General features: G+C 39.0%; 13 protein-coding genes and 1 riboswitch. Of the genes, 3 read left to right on the forward strand and 10 right to left on the reverse strand.

The features are described 5' to 3' along the window. Positions 1-67: 67 nt before the first annotated feature. From H6G28_RS18960 to H6G28_RS18975, 4 genes are all read right to left on the reverse strand, one after another. Complete coding sequence (locus tag H6G28_RS18960; protein WP_190588798.1) at positions 68-949, reverse strand: SDR family NAD(P)-dependent oxidoreductase; 882 nt, start codon at positions 947-949, stop codon at positions 68-70. Positions 950-1826: 877 nt separating this feature from the next. After that, positions 1827-2360 carry a ComEA family DNA-binding protein gene (locus H6G28_RS18965; RefSeq protein ID WP_190673093.1) on the reverse strand — a complete coding sequence of 178 codons (534 nt, stop codon included), beginning with the start codon at positions 2358-2360 and terminating at the stop codon, positions 1827-1829. An 83-nt stretch (positions 2361-2443) separates the two neighbouring features. Then, the gene (locus H6G28_RS18970; RefSeq protein WP_062291837.1) at positions 2444-2818 is read right to left on the reverse strand and encodes an NINE protein; all 375 of its coding nucleotides are present in this window, start codon (positions 2816-2818) and stop codon (positions 2444-2446) included. 337 nt (positions 2819-3155) lie between these two features. Further along, positions 3156-5705, reverse strand: coding sequence for a dynamin family protein (locus H6G28_RS18975; protein ID WP_190673096.1), 2550 nt, complete (start codon positions 5703-5705; stop codon positions 3156-3158). A 1479-nt stretch (positions 5706-7184) separates the two neighbouring features. Here H6G28_RS18975 and acpP point away from each other — a divergent pair. After that, on the forward strand, positions 7185-7442 hold the full coding sequence (gene acpP, locus H6G28_RS18985; protein ID WP_190673218.1) for an acyl carrier protein: 258 nt from the start codon (positions 7185-7187) through the stop codon (positions 7440-7442). A 120-nt stretch (positions 7443-7562) separates the two neighbouring features. On the opposite strand, the gene H6G28_RS18990 is transcribed toward acpP, so the two are convergent. The 6 genes from H6G28_RS18990 to H6G28_RS19015 form a co-directional block, all read right to left on the reverse strand. Continuing rightward, positions 7563-10034 carry a BsuBI/PstI family type II restriction endonuclease gene (locus tag H6G28_RS18990; protein WP_190673099.1) on the reverse strand — a complete coding sequence of 824 codons (2472 nt, stop codon included), beginning with the start codon at positions 10032-10034 and terminating at the stop codon, positions 7563-7565. Positions 10035-10167: 133 nt separating this feature from the next. After that, the gene (locus tag H6G28_RS18995) at positions 10168-10872 is read right to left on the reverse strand and encodes a DUF4058 family protein (RefSeq protein WP_190673102.1); all 705 of its coding nucleotides are present in this window, start codon (positions 10870-10872) and stop codon (positions 10168-10170) included. 60 nt (positions 10873-10932) lie between these two features. Next, complete coding sequence (locus H6G28_RS19000) at positions 10933-11826, reverse strand: hypothetical protein (protein WP_190673105.1); 894 nt, start codon at positions 11824-11826, stop codon at positions 10933-10935. Positions 11827-11971: 145 nt separating this feature from the next. Next, positions 11972-13345, reverse strand: a complete 1374-nt coding sequence (gene thiC, locus H6G28_RS19005) for a phosphomethylpyrimidine synthase (protein WP_190673109.1) — start codon at positions 13343-13345, stop codon at positions 11972-11974. A gap of 7 nt (positions 13346-13352) precedes the next feature. Continuing rightward, positions 13353-13449, reverse strand: a riboswitch (TPP riboswitch). A gap of 399 nt (positions 13450-13848) precedes the next feature. After that, complete coding sequence (locus H6G28_RS19010; RefSeq protein WP_190673112.1) at positions 13849-14616, reverse strand: Uma2 family endonuclease; 768 nt, start codon at positions 14614-14616, stop codon at positions 13849-13851. Positions 14617-14782: 166 nt separating this feature from the next. Then, positions 14783-15655: a phosphodiester glycosidase family protein gene (locus tag H6G28_RS19015; RefSeq protein ID WP_190673221.1), complete on the reverse strand. Its 873-nt coding sequence runs from the start codon at positions 15653-15655 to the stop codon at positions 14783-14785. 121 nt (positions 15656-15776) lie between these two features. On the opposite strand from H6G28_RS19015, the gene H6G28_RS19020 reads away from it, so the two are divergent. Continuing rightward, the gene (locus H6G28_RS19020) at positions 15777-16394 is read left to right on the forward strand and encodes an rRNA large subunit pseudouridine synthase E (RefSeq protein WP_190673115.1); all 618 of its coding nucleotides are present in this window, start codon (positions 15777-15779) and stop codon (positions 16392-16394) included. A 189-nt stretch (positions 16395-16583) separates the two neighbouring features. Beyond that, complete coding sequence (locus tag H6G28_RS19025; RefSeq protein WP_190673225.1) at positions 16584-17873, forward strand: PAS domain-containing sensor histidine kinase; 1290 nt, start codon at positions 16584-16586, stop codon at positions 17871-17873. Positions 17874-18084 lie beyond the last annotated feature (211 nt).

An 18084-nucleotide genomic window follows, 5' to 3' on the forward strand; every position in this document is an offset into this window, starting at 1 on the left:
AATAAAACTTTTCATCCCTCATACTGTATCTTTATTGTTGCAGTAGGCGATCGCGTCCCAGAATCTTTTAAGACTTACGTGCAGATACTAATGGAGTTACGTTTCGATTTAACAAAACATCGCAAAAACGATTGATCCGGCTGAATAAACTTGGTTTTTCGACAACTTGCTGCTTTCTTGGTGCTGGTGGCGCGGCAATTTTTAAAATCAACTCTAACAACCAAGGGGCTAGGCGTTGACACCACACAGCTAAATGACTTTGCCATCCAACTAAAATTTCTGGTGCATCATTCTGCAATCCGACGATCAATGCTTGCGCTACTTGTTGGGGTGTCATGGGAATCACCCAACGGAATAGTTGCAAGTCACGCACCATATCTGTGTCGGTGAGAGAAGGTAATAAGGCTTTGACTTGAATATTGTACTCGGCTAATTCTTGACGCAAGGCTTGGGTAAATCCTAAGATGGCAAATTTTGTAGCTGAATATGTTGCCATTGTTGGTGCAGCGACTTTCCCCATTAAACTAGAGACGTTAACAATTGTCCCCTGTTTTTGGCTGGCCATGCGTCGGGCTATCAAACTGGTGAGGGTGTACATTCCCAACAAATTCACAGACAGTTCTTCTTGGAGTTGGGGAAGTTTGGAACGCAAGAATGAGGTTTGATAAGCAACACCAGCACAATTCACCAGCAGATGAATCGGGCCATGATTGCGCCACAATTGGGCTACAGTAATATTTACTTCTGTGGCGCGAGTTAAATCTAGTGGGATGATGACGGCTTCTGTTCCCATCGCCGTAATTTCTTGGGCGACTTCAGTTAATTTTTGGCGATCGCGTGCTACTAAAATTAATCTTTTCATCCCTTGTTGTGCTAGAGCAAGGGCGATCGCTCTGCCAATACCGCGAGAAGCCCCTGTAATTAGAGCAACATTACCTTGAATCTTCATCGGTTTTTATCTCCAGAATTTAAGTCTTAACCCGCGTTTTGTGTTTTTAGATAGACGCAATTACGGTTACTCATTTTCCGCAGGTAAGACAAATCATCTATCCTTGTTGACTTCAGAAGAAAACTCAGCTATTTGCAATGGAGATTTGTGCTTTAATCTGCATTGCGGAAATCCTCTGACTTAAAAGTGCTGAGTGCTGAGTACTGAGTGCTGAGTAAAAATCCTAGTACTTAGTGATATAAAACTTGTCGAGTCCATAGCCTGTAGTACCTTTTCTATGCAAGGCTTCGGAACTTCATCAATACTTCCAGCAATTGGCTGAATGGATATGGCTCATAATTTTTACCTCTTCTTAGATTCAGAGCATTGATCAGCAGCGTTGCTAAACACACGTTAACAACAAAATCAAGTATCAGCAATATTTTTTAATAAGAATTTCTTAACGCTTTGTAACCAAGATGATATATATATCAAATATTTCGGGAAATAAGTTTTTATGAACCATACTAGATAAATGTCATTCTTTGGTGACATTTAGTGATAAATTCCCTAGAGTCAAGAAAATATATCACCTATTGTTAGCAAGATAGAAGAAGCTGATATGGGTAAACAGACATAATAAAGACACAAAAAAGTCATATACTAGAGAATAGGAGATAAGCTCAAAAGTCTCTTGGTATAAGTGTTTGATGATAAATCTTATCTTAATTTAGCTGGCAATGGCTATAAAATTTATTATCCCTGCCCGATAGAATAAAACAGGGATCAATGATTTCATATAAGGGATCTTTTAATTAATAAATAATTTGATAAAGCTGTGTATGCTTACTGAATTTAGTCCAGAAATAGCCGATGACCAAGAGCAACCCACCATGAATTAAAACCGCAGAAAATACATTAATTGCGCGATCGCTTCGGCAGGTAACTGCAATCGTTGTTGAAAATCAGCGATATTACGATATAGTCCATAAGCTTGGCGATTTTCCACTACTGCTTGAGCAAGGGACAAATCAATCAATGGCGTTTGCGCCAACATCTCGACTGTAGCAGTGTTGGGATTCACTAAATGATTTGTATGCACCAGAGACTCATTGTCGTAGTAAACAAAGTGCAGCAGTGGTTCTAATGGCTTGAGACGCTGCACTGGTAAACTCAAAGCGGCGGCAATATCTTCGATACAGTAAAATTTAACCCCAGAACGAGAAAGTTCGACAAGCGATCGCGCTTGGTGAATCGACAAACCCGGTAAGCGCAACCAATCATCCACCGTCGCTTGATTCACATCAATCCGAATACCCAATTGCGCCGCTATTTGAATTTCTTCACCAGACTGCAACCGATAGTAAGGATCATTCAGCAATTTGGCGCGGAGTTTTTGTAACTTAAAGTTTAGAGGTAGCCAGTTGTGCATTATCTTTGCTTGTATGGCAGGTTACAGGTTACAGGTGACAGGTTACAGGTGACAGGTTACAGGTGACAGGTTACAGTGCTATATCAAGAAATTTGGTCGAGTAGCTGGCGGCGTTTTTGCTCAAATTCATATTCTGAAATTAGACCATCTTGACGCAGCGCATCGAGTTCGCGCAAAGCATTCGCCACTGTTTCTACCTGATTACTGGCTGATTGAGAAAACTTAACAGCCGACTTACCCTGATTAAAATTCCGGTCAAAAGCTTCCTCATCTAAAGCTAAATACCACACACCTTCAATTGCACTAGCCACCTTGGGGATTGGTGTCCAAGAAAGCAGCACATATAAAATCCCCCACAACGGCTGACCTAAATAGAACTTGTGTAATCCTGAGACGGTGAGCGTACCAGAAAAAGCGAGAATAGCAGCGATACTGCGGCTTTTGCGTTTTACCAACATATTTATTATAAAGTTACCACTATCACAGTTAGGTTAATTAAACAGCGATCGTAGCAAAATACCTACATAAATTCAGTATCATATCGTCTTTAGAGATAGCCCAAATCCAGCCCTATCCTGATGCTATATTAAAATATTTCCAGTAAAGTCGGGCTATATGGGTGTTGAGGGTGAGATTCCAGGCGATCGTGAAGCTGGATTTCAGCCAAAATTTTTAGACGACTGGCGATGCTGGGTTGATAAAGACTTGGCTCACTATATAAAAAGGCTCATTGACTGTATAAACTCAGCCTCCAAAAGCGAGCTTGATCAATGGAGTATTTATAACTAGCACCCTTTACAGGATTGCTTCAATAGAATTTTTTATCTTTTCTAATTCTTGAGATTTTTGAAATATCCATACCTTTTCTGCTTCACGTTGTTCTAGAGTTTCTTGATGCGCTTTTTCGTGTTGTTCTAGCAGGTTCTCGTAAAGCAATATAGCCTGGAAAATGACTCGACTCGCTGATTCCACTTTAGTATCAAAAACTGAGGTAGTGATTTCATGCAGTTTTTCAGCAACTTTATCTGTTGATTCGTTTAACTTTTGAAATCCTATATTAATAACTTTCAACTTTATTTGGTTACGAAGTCCATCAACATCAAACATTCCGAAACCAAATGAACCAGCAACTGTAGCCGCTAAACTAGCAATAATTATTGGGATTAATCCAATTCCTGCAAATACTAGTAGTCCAGCCGCTAAAGCACCACCTATACCTAATCCACCACCAAATCCTCCAAAACCCATAAAATCGTCAGTTATGCCGTCTATAGTTAATTGAAGTTGTTCACTAAAATCAGTTTTTACCTGTTGTTCTATATTCCTAAATTCTGCTTGAACTGCATCTAGTTCATACTCAATATTTGCATCTAAAATCTTAATATTTTCGTTTAAAATAACATCTTTAAGTGTTTTGTTACCCCAGTCGTCTATCTCTTTAGATATGTCTCGAATAAATTGATTAATATAATCTTGGATTAACCTATCTTGGCTCCAAGCAGGATTATGTTCTGAATGCCAATGTTGACTTTTTTCTGTTATGCGTTTTTCTAAGCATTCCCACCACTCATCCCAAGATTCAGCAGCTTGTTCAATTACTTGCTCTACCAATTGAGAAGCTACCAAACGAATTCTGACATCACGCCCACTTGCTTCACCAATCTGTTCAAATATTTTCTGCTTTTCAGATTCAGAAATATTTATCTTACCATCTAATATCTTTTCTGCTTGTGATAGTCCACTTCTACATTTTTGGATTAAACTGTTGATTTCAATTAGAGAGAGGTTTATTTTTAAAGTTCCACGTTCATCTGTTAAGAATTTTTCAATAGCCTGAGTAAAATTTTGAAACGTAGTTAAATATTCATTTTCTTCTCCTCCTAACATCGCTTCTAAGGCAGCCTGAGCAGAAATAAAATGAATTCTATTTTCACCAATAATTAGAGGATTTTCACCTTGTAAGAATCTTTCCACTCTCTGCTTAACTTGTTCCCGTCCCTTTTCTGTCCGTACCATATCCATAAAATTACCCACTACAAAAAGATTATTAGCAGGTTCATCATCCTTACCACCATTTAATTGAATTCTTAAATCTTGCAGTAATTCGCGTTCACTTTGTGTTAAAGAACGAGATACATTAGTTAAAAAAATTACCGCATCCGTATCTTTTAATAATTGTTGAGTAACTCCTGTCCGATCAGGATGTTCATTCAATCCTGGAGAATCTATAATTTCTACTCCACTACTACATAATGCTAAATCAGGATGTTCAAAAACTATTTCTTTAACTTCAGAGTTTGCTAGTTCATCACTCAGACAGCCAAGTGCTGCATCTTCAGAAATACTTGCTTTTAGTTGATATTCACTAAAAGGAATTTCTTCTTCGGTGCCATTTTTATATCGACAGATTATTCGTTTACAAGTACCATATTTTAATACTGTTACCGTTCCACTACAGGGAATTTCTCTGACAGGTTGAATGACTTCGCCTAGTAAAGCATTGATTAATGTTGATTTTCCTTGGCTAAATTCACCTATCACTGCTAGACGAAATCGCTGAGATTGCAATTTTTGAGATATTTTACTAACTTCATTAATCAAATTATCTGCTAAAAAACCATGCTCTTTACAATCAGTAATTAACTGATAAAGATTATGACAAAAATAATCTAATTGTTTTTGGTAATCTTGAATTTTTTTTAAATTACTGTATGAATACTGCGTTTTTTGCTTAAGTGCTTTGCGTTCATTTTTAGCAGGTAAAGCTGCCAAAATATCAGTTGTAGCTTTGATAAATATCACATCTAATTCAAAGAACCTTGATGGGTCGAGTAGAAATTTTACCTCATCTAATGCGGTTAAGTCTATATCAGTTTGATGAGTAAAACCAGTTTCTAAAACAGCTAAATGTTTTTGGTTAATCCCTAAATGATTACCTACTATTTCTAAATATTGCTTTTCTCGTGGATCTATTACACCATCTGTTGCTGACATTTCATAGCCAAAAGCAATCAATAGTAGTTTTTCGGAATTGGACAGTGAGTCACTAAGAAGGAGCAAATCATTCACTCTTTTATAAGTTTGATTTTCTTTAATACCTTTAATCATTAAATGCGTTAGTCGCCGAACATTGCTTTCTGGTGTACTGAATAAATAAAGAGTTTTTAGCAGCCTTTGTTTCTCTTCTTCTGCTACTGTACCGTCAACAAATATGACTCCTAGTAGTATCGTTACTAAATTTGCCAGAAATATCACAGGTCGAGAAAGTTCTCTTTGAGTAAGTTTATGCCCAGATATCTGTGATAACCAATCAAGAAGTTGAGTATTTGCTAGGGAAGTATCCATAGTTTTAGTGACACTAGTAATTTCAAATTTAGTATGCCCAAGTTTTAGGCAAAATTCACTTATATACCGAGTAATTACGGTTATTTACACCTTTGTAAACAAGCTAGTGTAGAGCCAAGTAATCTCTAATAATCTAAGAAAATGCAATTCCAATTTGCTCCTGTGATTGAAGCTGGAATTCAAGCTGGTAGATATGCCCAAGTCTTGAGTAATGGTGTACCAATAGCTATGGCTAGAGATACTGTTACTGGACAGTTTGTTGCTCATGCTATTGGTGCTACGGTCAAAAATAGTCCTCTATCGCCACTGTTAGTTGCGTCTCAATTAATTAGCAGTGGAGCGCAAATGTATCAAATGAATAGAGGATTTACAGAAGTTCTCAATGGCTTACAAGTTATGCAATCTACTTTAGGAGTATTACAAGCTACTACTGCATTAGTTGGAGTAGGAACAGTAGCAGGTGTAGCTTTGACTGCCATTAACTTACACCAAACTTTAAAACTGCGAAAAGAAGTTGAACAAATGCGCCTTGAGGTTAAAAATGGCTTTATTGACTTAAGGCAAGCCTTAAAAGACCAAGGGGTAGAAATTAGGCAAATAATTGAGCAGATATCCCAAGATATTAAATTTGAGCAGCATCGTGTGGTTTTAGTTCGGGCTTATGGATTATTTATACAAGCTATAAATCGCTTTCGTTCTGCGATGCAATTACAAGATTTAAGCCGGAGAAATGCTGAAATTGATGGCGCAAGAGAGATGCTGTTTACAGTTTTGGCAGATTATAACAATCCCCATTTGTTAGAAGGAACCTGTGCTGCTGGACAACTCCGTAGAATGGAATGCGCTTGGGTAATTGAACAAGCAATTATTACCACTTATCAAGTACAAGATGAGAAATCAGCAGTCAGTGATTGCCTCTGTCAACTTCAAGATAAAATTCGTCAAGATAGCATTACTGTGATTAATCGCTGCGACTCACACGATGAGCTTGATTTTCTTTTTCCTGAAATTAATCGCATTTACAACCATGATTTAGCAGTATTAGAATCATGGAAAAATCATATTACTTGGATGGCTTCGCTTCCTGCATCAGAATTAAAACTTTTAAGTAGTGCTGATATAAATAATACTGATTTTATAGATAGGAAAGATGTCAACCTAGCTACACCACCAGAACAGTTAATATATGAAAGTCTAGCAGAAAAATCTCACTTTTATTCTCTACGTGACCAACTATTATTTTTGTTTGATGCTGGCATGAGAAAAGAATATGAACTATATATTAATCAACAAGCTTTAAAGACGGGATACAAGACTTTAGTCTTATCCAATTTGCAACAAGCATCAGATTTAGCTGTAGCTAATCTTTATTATTACCTTCATATCAAAGATGAATCTGAAGATGAAATAAAAATAAATTTAGAAGAAAATTATCAATCTATTCAAACAACTAGATTAAACGTAGACTTGGATATATCTATCAACAGAGATTTTAAAGAGAGTTTATTTCAAAAAATTAAAGTAATTATTGCTGAACAGTTAGTAGTGGATGCTAATAAAATAACTAGGAATACTAATTTTATTCGAGATTTAGGAGCAGATTCTTTAGATGCAGTAGAACTCATCATGGCTTTTGAGGAAGAATTTGAAATTGAAATTTCTGATGAAGTTGCTGAAAAAACTACACATGTTCAACAGGTGGTTGATTATATTAGTCAACAAGTCACTGTTAAATAATATTGGTATAGACAGTACGCAGGATGGGCATTTTCAGTAAGATTCTCAATTAGCCTGGAGTATAGTAGTGAATGCTCACCTTATAGATGCCTAAGCTTTTTCAAAAATTAAATATGAGTACTATATATCTTCATACGGGCCAAGAAATCTTTCCCCATTAAAATGAATCATGTGATCAGGTTGATCTGCTATCCACACTTCTGTTTCCCAAGAAATCTCAGCTAGATAACGAGTCATTTCTTGGCGACTGGGAAAGGCAGTTACAAACACTAATCCTTTACGGCTAGACTGAAACAGTTGCTTTAATTCATTGCGACGTTTCAAGTTTACTGGGCCATGACTTGTCACAGCCTCTATTAATATCAGCCAGTCTTGTTGTTCATGGTAAACTACAACATCTGGCATTTTACCGTGAGTGTCTATCTCAATTCCCAGTTCTCGGAATTTCTGAGTTTCATTGATAATAAACTTATCTCCAGCATCACCTACATAAATCACAAAACCTCCTGGTGTAAATTTGGGACAGAAACTTTCTAAAATGTCCTTGATTAATAAGTTCTGTCCACCTGATGAAAGCTGAATAGCTTGACCATTAGGTAGCGTTACAGGAATTATTGGTCGATTTCGCTTTCTGTCCTGCAATAAATTTGTCACTGAAATAGCATAATTGTGACGAGCTTCTTCCCATTGTGCAGAACCGTAAGATTTAATTAGTGACAATGCTTGTTGATGAAGTTGATAACACCATTTTGGGCTATTAATCGGTCGCTCCGGTTGATCTGGATTCCCCACAACTATTCTCATCTGCACAAACTGGTGCATTGTCTGTCGTCGCACTGTTTCGCGTGTATTCGGTGCGTATTGTTTACCGTAGTGATCACGAAACCAATCCATCATTTCTGTGATTCTGCGTCTTGGTGCTGTTGCTTGATACCAAGGTGTTTCCGGGCGAATGTCTGCTAAAGCTAGTAAACACAATGCAGATCGTTCATTCTGTTGAGCTTTAGGAGCAGAAATAGCTTTGAGAATTGCTAACGCCTCCTCAATTCGGTTACTCGCCTGAATTGTATTTATGGCTTCGCTCATAATCGACAAAGTTTGATGTACAACTTGATCAAGTTGCTCCTGATCTAAGTGAGAATCACCAATTTGGCTTCCTAATCGAATTAAATCATCTTTGCTGGGGTATTTAAGTTGACGCAAATCTGTGGCGTTAACTTGTGTGTGTCCACTAAATTGGCGGAAGTAACTATCTAATAAAGTTGAATTGAGAAATGCTGTTAAACCTCGTGCTAAATCGGGGTTCATTCCTTGGCCTTGAGCATGGTAGTAATTTAAGTGGTTTTCTATACCAATCACAGGGGAATCGCCAGGAGAATACACAGCAGCCACAACACGACGTTTTTCTTCCTTAGCAGAAAACCGCTTGGTGAAAACATACCAACCTGAAGGGACTAACCATTTTGCTGTTTCTGAGTTTTGTGTAATAGCGATCGCTTTACGGGGATTACTAGGGGGAAAATATACTTTCCCTGCCTTGATCGCTTCTGGATAAATCAATGGCACACTTTTATTATCCCAGGAAGTTTTCAACGCTGATTTGAGCCGAAAATCCACAACTGGCCCCGTTGAAACTTCTAAGCCAAGGTCATCTAAAGTAAATGAGAATTTATTAATTTGCGCTCTCAAATAATCTTCAAGAGAGTTGGTCACAATATGAATAAAACTTTCAGAATCATGAGGATCAACAACTTGGCTATAAGGAACATATCTTAATTCTGAAAATTCATCTAATTTATTTTCAACATTTTTAGCAATTTCAACGTAATCCGGAAGAATTTTAGTTTTATTTGCATGAAAAATAATATTTTCTTGTAATACCTTATCTTCTATAAAAGCTGCTGAACGACTTTCAAAAATATGAATGTTTGAAATTACCATATTTTGCAGAAAAGCTTGCCGAAAAGGTCTAAAATAAAGACCATTGCAAAAACTCCTAGGTGTAATTGCAACTATTTCTCCATTGTCAGACAAATTTAAAACAGTTAGCCAAACAAATGCGCTATATAAATTTACAGTTTCTATTCCTAATTTTGACAAGATTTTTCTTTCTATTGATTGGCTATTAATTTTTTTATAAGGTGGGTTAAGAATTGCATGGGTAAAGATATTAGATAACTGATTAAAAAGTGGTAAATCTATTTCACTAATATCCTGAATAAAACTTTTTTGATATAAGCAATAATTTGCTGTAATTCCGATTTTTTCTAAAGCGATACAACACTCTGTCAGGCATTGTCTCAAAGCTGGTATAAAAACTGATTCAATTTCATAAGCTGTGAGCAAACAACTTTCGACATTATGAGGATTTGCTAATAGTTGTTCGACAAATGCAGCAGTTAACGCACCAACTCCAGCCCCCGGATCTAAAAGACTAATATGACCAGATAAATTGCTGAATTGTCTCGCCATCAACCGAGCAACTGAGGCGGGAGTGAAAAACTGTCCCAATTCACTACGCTGCTTTAAATTCAGTTTTGAGGAGAAATGAATCCGGTTAATATCAGTGGAGTCTGTGAGGAATGTCGTCATTTTGATATGAAAAAATTAGCCTGCGAACTTCGTCCCACAAATGAAATAACAATCAGTATTTTTTTGACTGGTGATGCACTTTCAGTTAAAAACTATTTTTGAAGTTGACTTAACGCAGTACTATCTACAACTCCTAAGCAGTGTAAATGGTAATTCGCTGTTCTTGACAAGTACGCTCATAAATATTATCTAATTCTACGGGTAAGCAGATTTCACCATGTAACCACAATGGCAGAGTCGGTAGCCGACAACCCACAGTCAATTTTTCCTCCCAAATATCAATTTTATACTGTTCATTTAGCTGGATAGGTCTATAAGCTGTAGCGTAAAGTTCAGCATTGAACAGTGATACATTGCTTTCTGTAATACGTGTTAATAATTCATTGTGGAGGTTTGTCTTACGTTCAGTGACAACATCAACAATAACTAAACCAATTCCCTGCCGTAAATAAGTTTCACACTTAGAAATAAAAGCATTACGATGAGTAGCTCGGTCTTTATTTGCAGGACTAACTAATTCTATTGCGCCTGCTAAAACAGGGCCAGCCTCAGTATTAAATATATTTATTTCGACTGTTTCATCTGTTGGTATAAATGCTATTGTTTTACTTGGTGGCGGAGGCATCCAAATATTAGCTGAATCTCTTGATTCCTGCCATGACTCTTCAAACGCAGCTATATCAATTTCAATCCCAAATTGTACATTTGGTTCCGCAAAGTAGCCTTCTGGTAATTTAGAGTTCAAATCAGAAGCAATATAAGTTGCCCAAGCGTTATGAAATGCGTGCCAGTGACGGCGGACAGATAGTGGTGGACGAAAATGATCTTGCAGAATCATTGTTTATAGATTACTAATTTGAGGGCTATAAACTCCAAACAAATTCCTTATCATATATGTCTAACTTTCATCGTTACTCAGTCTTTGCAACAATTCCTCACGCGATAAATTACTCAAAGAAAGAAGTAACTGAGTCCGTTCTGAAACCGGAATTTGGGCAATCTTTCCTACCAAAACAGATAATTCAGAATCTAAAGTACCAAAGCGTGCTTCTAGAAGAGAAGCTATCATTGAAAATCTTTCTTCTTGCTTCCACTCTTCCCGTTGTTGTAAATAAGCTGGTGATAAGTTCATAATCACTTCCTGTTCTTCTCTAGTTAAATTATCTCTCAACTCTAAGTTTTTACGCCAGTCTGCTAAAATTTCTAACAAATTCTCTCTAAAAGGATTCTGTTCTGGCAATTCTGTTAACTCTTCTACTGCTCTTTTTTGTGTTCCTCCTTTCCCCAAAACCCTCAACCATAAGGTATCTGCATTTTCTGGTAATTGATGAATAACAACTATTGCGGTTTTCAGAATATTCGGCAAAAAATAAACACCTTTCACCCAATTTTCTAAAATCTCAGTCGCACCTAATCCGGCAATCATCCGAGATGAAAACGTTGGTGTTAAAATCCATAAAATTGGTAACTCTGATTCAACAATATTTCTGTTTTCTCGTTTCGCTTTCCTGACTACATCACCATGAACAGCATATAATTTTAGTAAACAACTACGAATTTCTATTTCAGATGGTGGATTGCGAAAAGGTTCAAATAAACACTGAGTTGTTGCCATTTTTCCTAATAAACCCAAAGGTAAATTGTTTTTGGGTGGAGGAGAAAATGGCTCAAACCAAACATCAATTTCTTGAACTTCACTTTTAACTTTTTCGCTATTTTTAATCGTTCCTAGACCTGTTAATAACTCTTCTAAATATTCTTTAGCAAATTGGTCATGAACTTGACGAGTCATTTAAGTAAATAATATTTTTATATCAAGTATGTAGTTCTAAAAGCGATCGCGTGGCAACTACAATAAATTCTGTATGTGGGCTTGAAACCCTTGGAAAACATCGTTACTAGGTTCAACCCAATAACGATGTTTCACGAAAATTATCTTAACCTTGTACTACAGCTTCTTTAGCCAAGAACTTCTCTAGTTCAGTCAACGCATCAGCATCAACTTTGGTTTGCATCGGACAGAACTTCGGCCCGCACATTGAACAAAACTCAGCAGTTTTGTAGATGTCTGCGGGTAAGGTCTCGTCGTGATATTCCTTCGCTCTTTCGGGGTCGAGGGATAATTCAAACTGACGGTTCCAGTCGAAGTTATAACGAGCTTTCGAGAGTTCGTCGTCTCTGTCTCTTGCACCTGGGCGATGTCTGGCGATATCGGCGGCGTGGGCTGCTATTTTGTAAGCAATTAACCCATTACGAACATCTTCTGCATTCGGTAAACCTAAATGTTCTTTGGGTGTGACGTAGCACAGCATTGCTGTACCATACCAGCCAGCCATTGCTGCGCCAATAGCAGAGGTGATGTGGTCATAGCCAGGAGCAATATCTGTTACCAAAGGCCCCAACACATAGAATGGTGCTTCGGAACACTCTTCCATTTGCTTGCGGACATTAAATTCAATTTGATCCATTGGGACGTGTCCAGGCCCTTCTACCATCACCTGTACATTGTGTTCCCAGGCTTTGCGCGTTAACTGTCCGAGGGTTTTTAATTCTGCCAATTGTGCAGCGTCGGAAGCATCATGGGTACAGCCAGGGCGCAGAGAATCACCTAAGCTGAAAGAAACATCATATTTCTTGAAAATTTCAATGATGTCGTGGAAGTGGGTGTAAAGCGGGTTTTGTTTGTGGTGATGCAACATCCACCGTGCCAAAATACCACCACCACGAGAAACTATTCCTGTGATGCGGCTTCTGACTAAAGGTAAATGTTCCATTAAGATGCCAGCGTGGATAGTTTGATAGTCTACACCTTGCTGGGCATGTTTTTCGATGACGTGGAGGAAGTCGTCGGCGGTGAGGTTTTCAATTCTGCCGTGGACGCTTTCTAATGCTTGGTAGACTGGAACTGTACCAATAGGAACGGGTGAAGCGTTAATAATCGCGGTACGAATTTCATCTAAGTTACCGCCACCTGTGGATAAGTCCATCACGGTATCAGCGCCATACTTCACCGCCAACTGTAATTTATCTACTTCTTCTTGAAGGTTAGAAGAGTTGGGTGAAGCACCGATATTAGCATTCACTTTGCACTTAGAGGCGATACCAATAGCCATCGGCTCTAGGTTGGTGTGATTAATGTTAGCTGGGATAATCATCCTCCCCCGTGCTACTTCCTCACGAATTAGGTCAGCAGGAAGATTTTCCCGTTGAGCAACATAGTGCATTTCTTCGGTGATAACACCCTGACGTGCGTAGTGCATTTGAGTTACATTGCTCTGCCCACGCCGCTTGGCAACCCATTCTTTCCGCATGATTGAAATCCTCAATAAACAGCTTCCCTCCGCTGGTATTACCCAGACTCAGGTGTTAAGGGTGTGATCTCAGCCTGAAATCTCAGGCACCCCTAGCATGGATGTAGATTGTACCATTTTGCTTAAGGTTGAGGACAAAGAGGTTAACAATTTATGAGGTATGGGGGAGTGCGATCGCTATTTCTGTTATTACTTTATGAATATGCTGTGGTGTGATTGAGGCGGTATAACTCACTGTTAGATGTTTTGTGAGCCAACAATATTTTTTATCTCACGCAAAGGCAAGGCAGCGCGTTGGGCGGGTTCCCCGACTTGAAGCGACTGCCGCGCAAAGGCGCAAAGAATAGCGCGGAAGATGTCTATAAATTCACAAAAATAGATGGAGTGCAGTACTTCCTAATGAGGTTTCTAGCATTCTCACGACCTTCTCCTGTAAATAAGTTCAATACTACTACTTCTTCACTCTGAACTTAATCTACGTGAATGCTGAAAGCGATCGCTCTCTACAATTGATTAGGGTCAATCCCCATTTGACGCAACTTTTCTGCCAAGCGTTCGGTTTTTTGCTGTTCTTGTTCTAATTGTGATGATACTTCTTCTAACTGGGATGTTAATTGTTGAGACTTTTCATCACTATTCAACAAAAGATTTCCTTCTGTATCCCACCAGCGCAACCAAGGTGCTGCCATATTTTTATACTGTCCTTGCCAAATCCCTAATTCCACACCCATCGGCGGAATAGAATAGTGGCCTCTTTCATTTGCTGGCAGTAATTGATACTTGCCATCTACTAAGTGATAGACTTCCACCGCAGCTTTGCTAAACTCATAAATCCCGTAAAATGGCACTCTAATTGCCTGCTCATACACCCAAAATTTACCAGTTAGGGGTGTTTTGTCCCGTTCTTCTGAACCATCACCAGAGACAAATTCTAGGACAATTAAGGGTGCGACGTATTCTTGCCACAAGACATAAGAACGGCGAAACTTACCGTTTAACATTGGTGGTACATTTGGTACATAAAACCAATCTGGTGCTTCTGCGCCTTTTTCTGGTGGTTCTGTTAAACGCCAGTAAATACCGCTATCTTGACCAATGGCAAACTGCTGATCAGGATGTAGTTGCTGTAATACGTCTGTGATAGAGTCTGTGAGTAGGAGACTTTGAGGATGTTCTTGAAAGTTTTTCACAAAGGTTCCGTCGGACTCTGGTAATTCAGTATGGTCGGGGAGATGGGTAATGCCTAGTTCAGAAGATTTAGCAAGGGTCATAGAACTTTGGCGTATTTGAGTTGGAAATAATGAAACTGGTGGACTCGCTTACGTAATTATTTTATCTCGCGCATAGACGCAAAGTAATAATATGGAATCCCAAAGTTGTCAGTTATTGGAATTCCAAATTTATTATTGCTACTGAAATCGATCGCACCTCGCCTTGCTAAACACCAGATATTTTTGGGCGTTCGCCTTGTTGAAATCTCGTCCAAGCTTGTTTTAAAGCTGCTGGAGCCGGATTTTTAGCATCATAGACAACAATCACATTTGTTAGGGGTCTGCCAGCCGGGACTAAAATTTTATTGTTTGCTGCTAAAGCTTTGGAAGCACCACCATCTAAATTCATGGCTTCGTGACAGCCGATTGTTTTCATGGCTTGTGCTGTTTGCTGCAAACTTAAGCTACTGTCAAAATTCACCAAAAATAACTTTTTGCCGTCGGAGGGGAAACCAATGGCTGTACGTGCGCCTTTACCTAAAACATGAGGATCTTTAAATCCTTCTAGGCCTGGGTTGAGCCAAATTTGTCCCTGTCTTAACAATCGGGGGCCGCAGGTTAAAGAAAACCAATGTTGATGCCATTCTGGTTTACCATCCACCCGCGCCGTAATCATTTCTGGTTGATTGCCAACTCGCAAACCCAAGGTAGTGCCGAAATTTTCCCATTGGCTGTATTTCAAAAATCTACCGCCTGCTACCATATTACCCATCACTGTTTTTTGGGCATTTTTGGCGAAAAAAGTGCCGTTGGCAATCACGGCTGCTCGATAACGAGATACGATTTTGCTAAATTCTTCATCTCCGCTACTTTTCTGCTGTGTATTAGCAAAAGAGGCATTCTTGGCTAAACCAATGGTGATGAAAGTTTGGGGGTCAGTCAGGTCAATAATTGTTTGGTAAAAAGAAATACCGTTTATCTTGGCTTTTTTAATTTGGACGGTTTGAGCCGTGGCGGGGAGATCCAATGTTAATCCTTGAACTAGAGAAGCACCGCCTAGGAACAAGAAAGAACGCCGACTAATCTTAGAGTTCAGCATCATCAACTCATCTTTAATCTGGTTTTTATTAAAGTTCCCAAATCTTTGGATAATTTCACTCAATCAACCCTGTTAAGTCTAAATTGAGACTTCTAGGAGTAGCAAAAATCTGTAATATCTAATGAGCAATAGCTTTCGGTATTTAATCTTTCACAAACCCTACGGTGTTCTCAGTCAATTTACGCAGGAAACACCAAACCATAGTACCCTCAAAGATTATATTGATGTGCCTGATGTCTATCCGGTGGGGCGTTTGGATTGGGATAGTGAGGGGTTATTACTGTTGACAAACGATGGTAAATTGCAACATCGGCTTGCTGATCCGCGTTTTGGCCATCAGCGAACTTACTGGGTACAAGTAGAGCGGATTCCCGATCCAGATGCTATAACCAAATTGCAAAGGGGTGTAGAAATCAAAGATTACCGCACGCGCCCTGCCCAAGTGAGGCTGTTAACCGTAGATCCACCAGTGGGCGATCGCCACCCACCGATCAGATTTCGCAAAAATGTACCAACGGCTTGGCTAGAAATGACTTTAACAGAGGGTAAAAATCGTCAGGTGCGGCGAATGACGGCGGCTGTAGGTTTTCCCACTTTGCGACTGATTAGGGTAAGCATAGCCCATCTTAATTTAGACGGACTACAACTCGGTCAGTGGCGCGACTTGAGCGCATCAGAACTTAAATTACTACTGAACAAGTCTTCTGAATCTAAAACTCAAAAGTCTCAATTCTCTTAATTAATAAATAGATGTAAATAAACGTGAGAATTAATCTGTGAATGTCAGCTATTCAAGGAAAGCATTAAAAACTGGGAAAGATATTTTTTGCCTGTAATTGGCTAAATTTTGCCAAAAAAATTATAATGAACTTTTTTCTTCCCTTTCCCTATTAATGAACGTTAGCCTGTGAGTACAAGTTTAGGTCTTATGAGCTTAAATCAGCGATCGCTCTGGCATCAAACACACACACAACAAGATACCTTGTCAGCCTCTCCGGCTCGCTTGGAACTTGTGCCTGAACGCACCTCGGATTTAGAACTGTACACAGCAGATATGCTGCGGCGTACACAAGCAGAACTCCATTGGTATCGCAGTCTGTATGAACATACTCCAGCAATTTACTTGAGTGTAAATGCAGCCGGGATAATTCTTTCTATCAACCAATTCGGCGCTAACTTGCTGGGTTACAAACCAGAAGAATTGATCAAAACCTCTGTATTTAATTTGCTGGAATTATCAGACAGACAAAGATTATCGGAAACATTCATTGAATTGTTCAGTGCTGTTTACCCCAACCATTCGATCAAGGCAGAATATCGCCTCCACTGTCCTGATAGTAAAATTACCCAGGTGAAAACAACTCTCAAAATCTTACCTGATGGTGAATATCCTGAGAAAAGTCCGGTAATTTTGATGGTGTGTGAAGAAGTCAGCCAAGCAACTAACCAAACTGCAAAGCAGGTACAGTTAGCAGAAATGGAAAGTCTGACTCACCTCAAGGAAGAATTTCTCAGCACAGTTTCCCATGAACTCCGCACACCACTGACAAACATGAAAATGGCAATTCAAATGTTAGGAATTGCACTACAGCCAGAACATTTTGTGCAGGAAATGGCTAAACCGCCAGCCGAACGCTCAAAAGCCGCCCGCTATTTTGCCATTTTAGATAACGAGTGTGAACGGGAAATCAACCTGATTAATAACTTTCTGGATTTGCAACGCTTAGATAGCAACGCTCAACCTTGGGTGCTGGAAACTATTCAAGTCCAACAATGGCTGCGACGAGTTGTAGAGCTATTTCATGCCCGTAACCGAGGTATCTGCAAGCAAAAAATCCACCTACGTATAGCTCCGCATCTACCGCCATTGGTTTGTGATCCTTTTAGCCTAGAGCGCATCTTTATCGAACTGCTGACCAACGCCTGTAAATTCAGCCCTCCAGAGGCTGAAATCACGGTTGCTGTGGCATTAAATTGCCAAAATATGCAGTTTCAAGTGATTAATGCGGGTGTAGAAATCCCTAGTTCGGAGCTACCCCATATTTTTGACAAATTCTACCGCATTCCTAGTAATGACCCGTGGAAGCAAGGCGGTACAGGCTTGGGATTGGCATTAGTCCAGAAATTAATTAAGCAATTAGAAGGAACAATTGAGGTAGACAGTAGGTCAAATCGTACTTGTTTTATGGTGCAATTACCATTGCAGCGTCAAGTATAAAAGGGAGTATAATTATACCAGTTTCTTACTAAGAAATTGCTGCTCCCCTTGGACAAGAACAAAATTTATTTGCAGGTATCTGAAATATTTAGCTAAGATGCGTCACAATTAATACTGCCACCAACATTCACTGGTGAAACCACAATCTCTTGTAGGTCTACTGTAGGCAGGGGCAGTTAATTGTGGCACTTTGGATATTAGTGGCTAGAAG

The organism is Nostoc sp. FACHB-190, from assembly GCF_014696905.1.
In the GTDB taxonomy this organism is placed as follows: domain Bacteria; phylum Cyanobacteriota; class Cyanobacteriia; order Cyanobacteriales; family Nostocaceae; genus Nostoc_B.

Excerpts from the sequence above, each read along its gene's own strand:
- H6G28_RS18960 (WP_190588798.1), bottom strand. The coding sequence starts at position 949 with ATGAAGATTCAAGGTAATGTTGCTCTAATTACAGGGGCTTCTCGCGGT.
- H6G28_RS18965 (WP_190673093.1), bottom strand. The coding sequence starts at position 2,360 with ATGCACAACTGGCTACCTCTAAACTTTAAGTTACAAAAACTCCGCGCC.
- H6G28_RS18970 (WP_062291837.1), bottom strand. The coding sequence starts at position 2,818 with ATGTTGGTAAAACGCAAAAGCCGCAGTATCGCTGCTATTCTCGCTTTT.
- H6G28_RS18975 (WP_190673096.1), bottom strand. The coding sequence starts at position 5,705 with ATGGATACTTCCCTAGCAAATACTCAACTTCTTGATTGGTTATCACAG.
- H6G28_RS18990 (WP_190673099.1), bottom strand. The coding sequence starts at position 10,034 with ATGACGACATTCCTCACAGACTCCACTGATATTAACCGGATTCATTTC.
- H6G28_RS18995 (WP_190673102.1), bottom strand. The coding sequence starts at position 10,872 with ATGATTCTGCAAGATCATTTTCGTCCACCACTATCTGTCCGCCGTCAC.
- H6G28_RS19000 (WP_190673105.1), bottom strand. The coding sequence starts at position 11,826 with ATGACTCGTCAAGTTCATGACCAATTTGCTAAAGAATATTTAGAAGAG.
- thiC (WP_190673109.1), bottom strand. The coding sequence starts at position 13,345 with ATGCGGAAAGAATGGGTTGCCAAGCGGCGTGGGCAGAGCAATGTAACT.
- H6G28_RS19010 (WP_190673112.1), bottom strand. The coding sequence starts at position 14,616 with ATGACCCTTGCTAAATCTTCTGAACTAGGCATTACCCATCTCCCCGAC.
- H6G28_RS19015 (WP_190673221.1), bottom strand. The coding sequence starts at position 15,655 with ATGCTGAACTCTAAGATTAGTCGGCGTTCTTTCTTGTTCCTAGGCGGT.
- H6G28_RS19020 (WP_190673115.1), top strand. The coding sequence starts at position 15,777 with ATGAGCAATAGCTTTCGGTATTTAATCTTTCACAAACCCTACGGTGTT.
- H6G28_RS19025 (WP_190673225.1), top strand. The coding sequence starts at position 16,584 with ATGAGCTTAAATCAGCGATCGCTCTGGCATCAAACACACACACAACAA.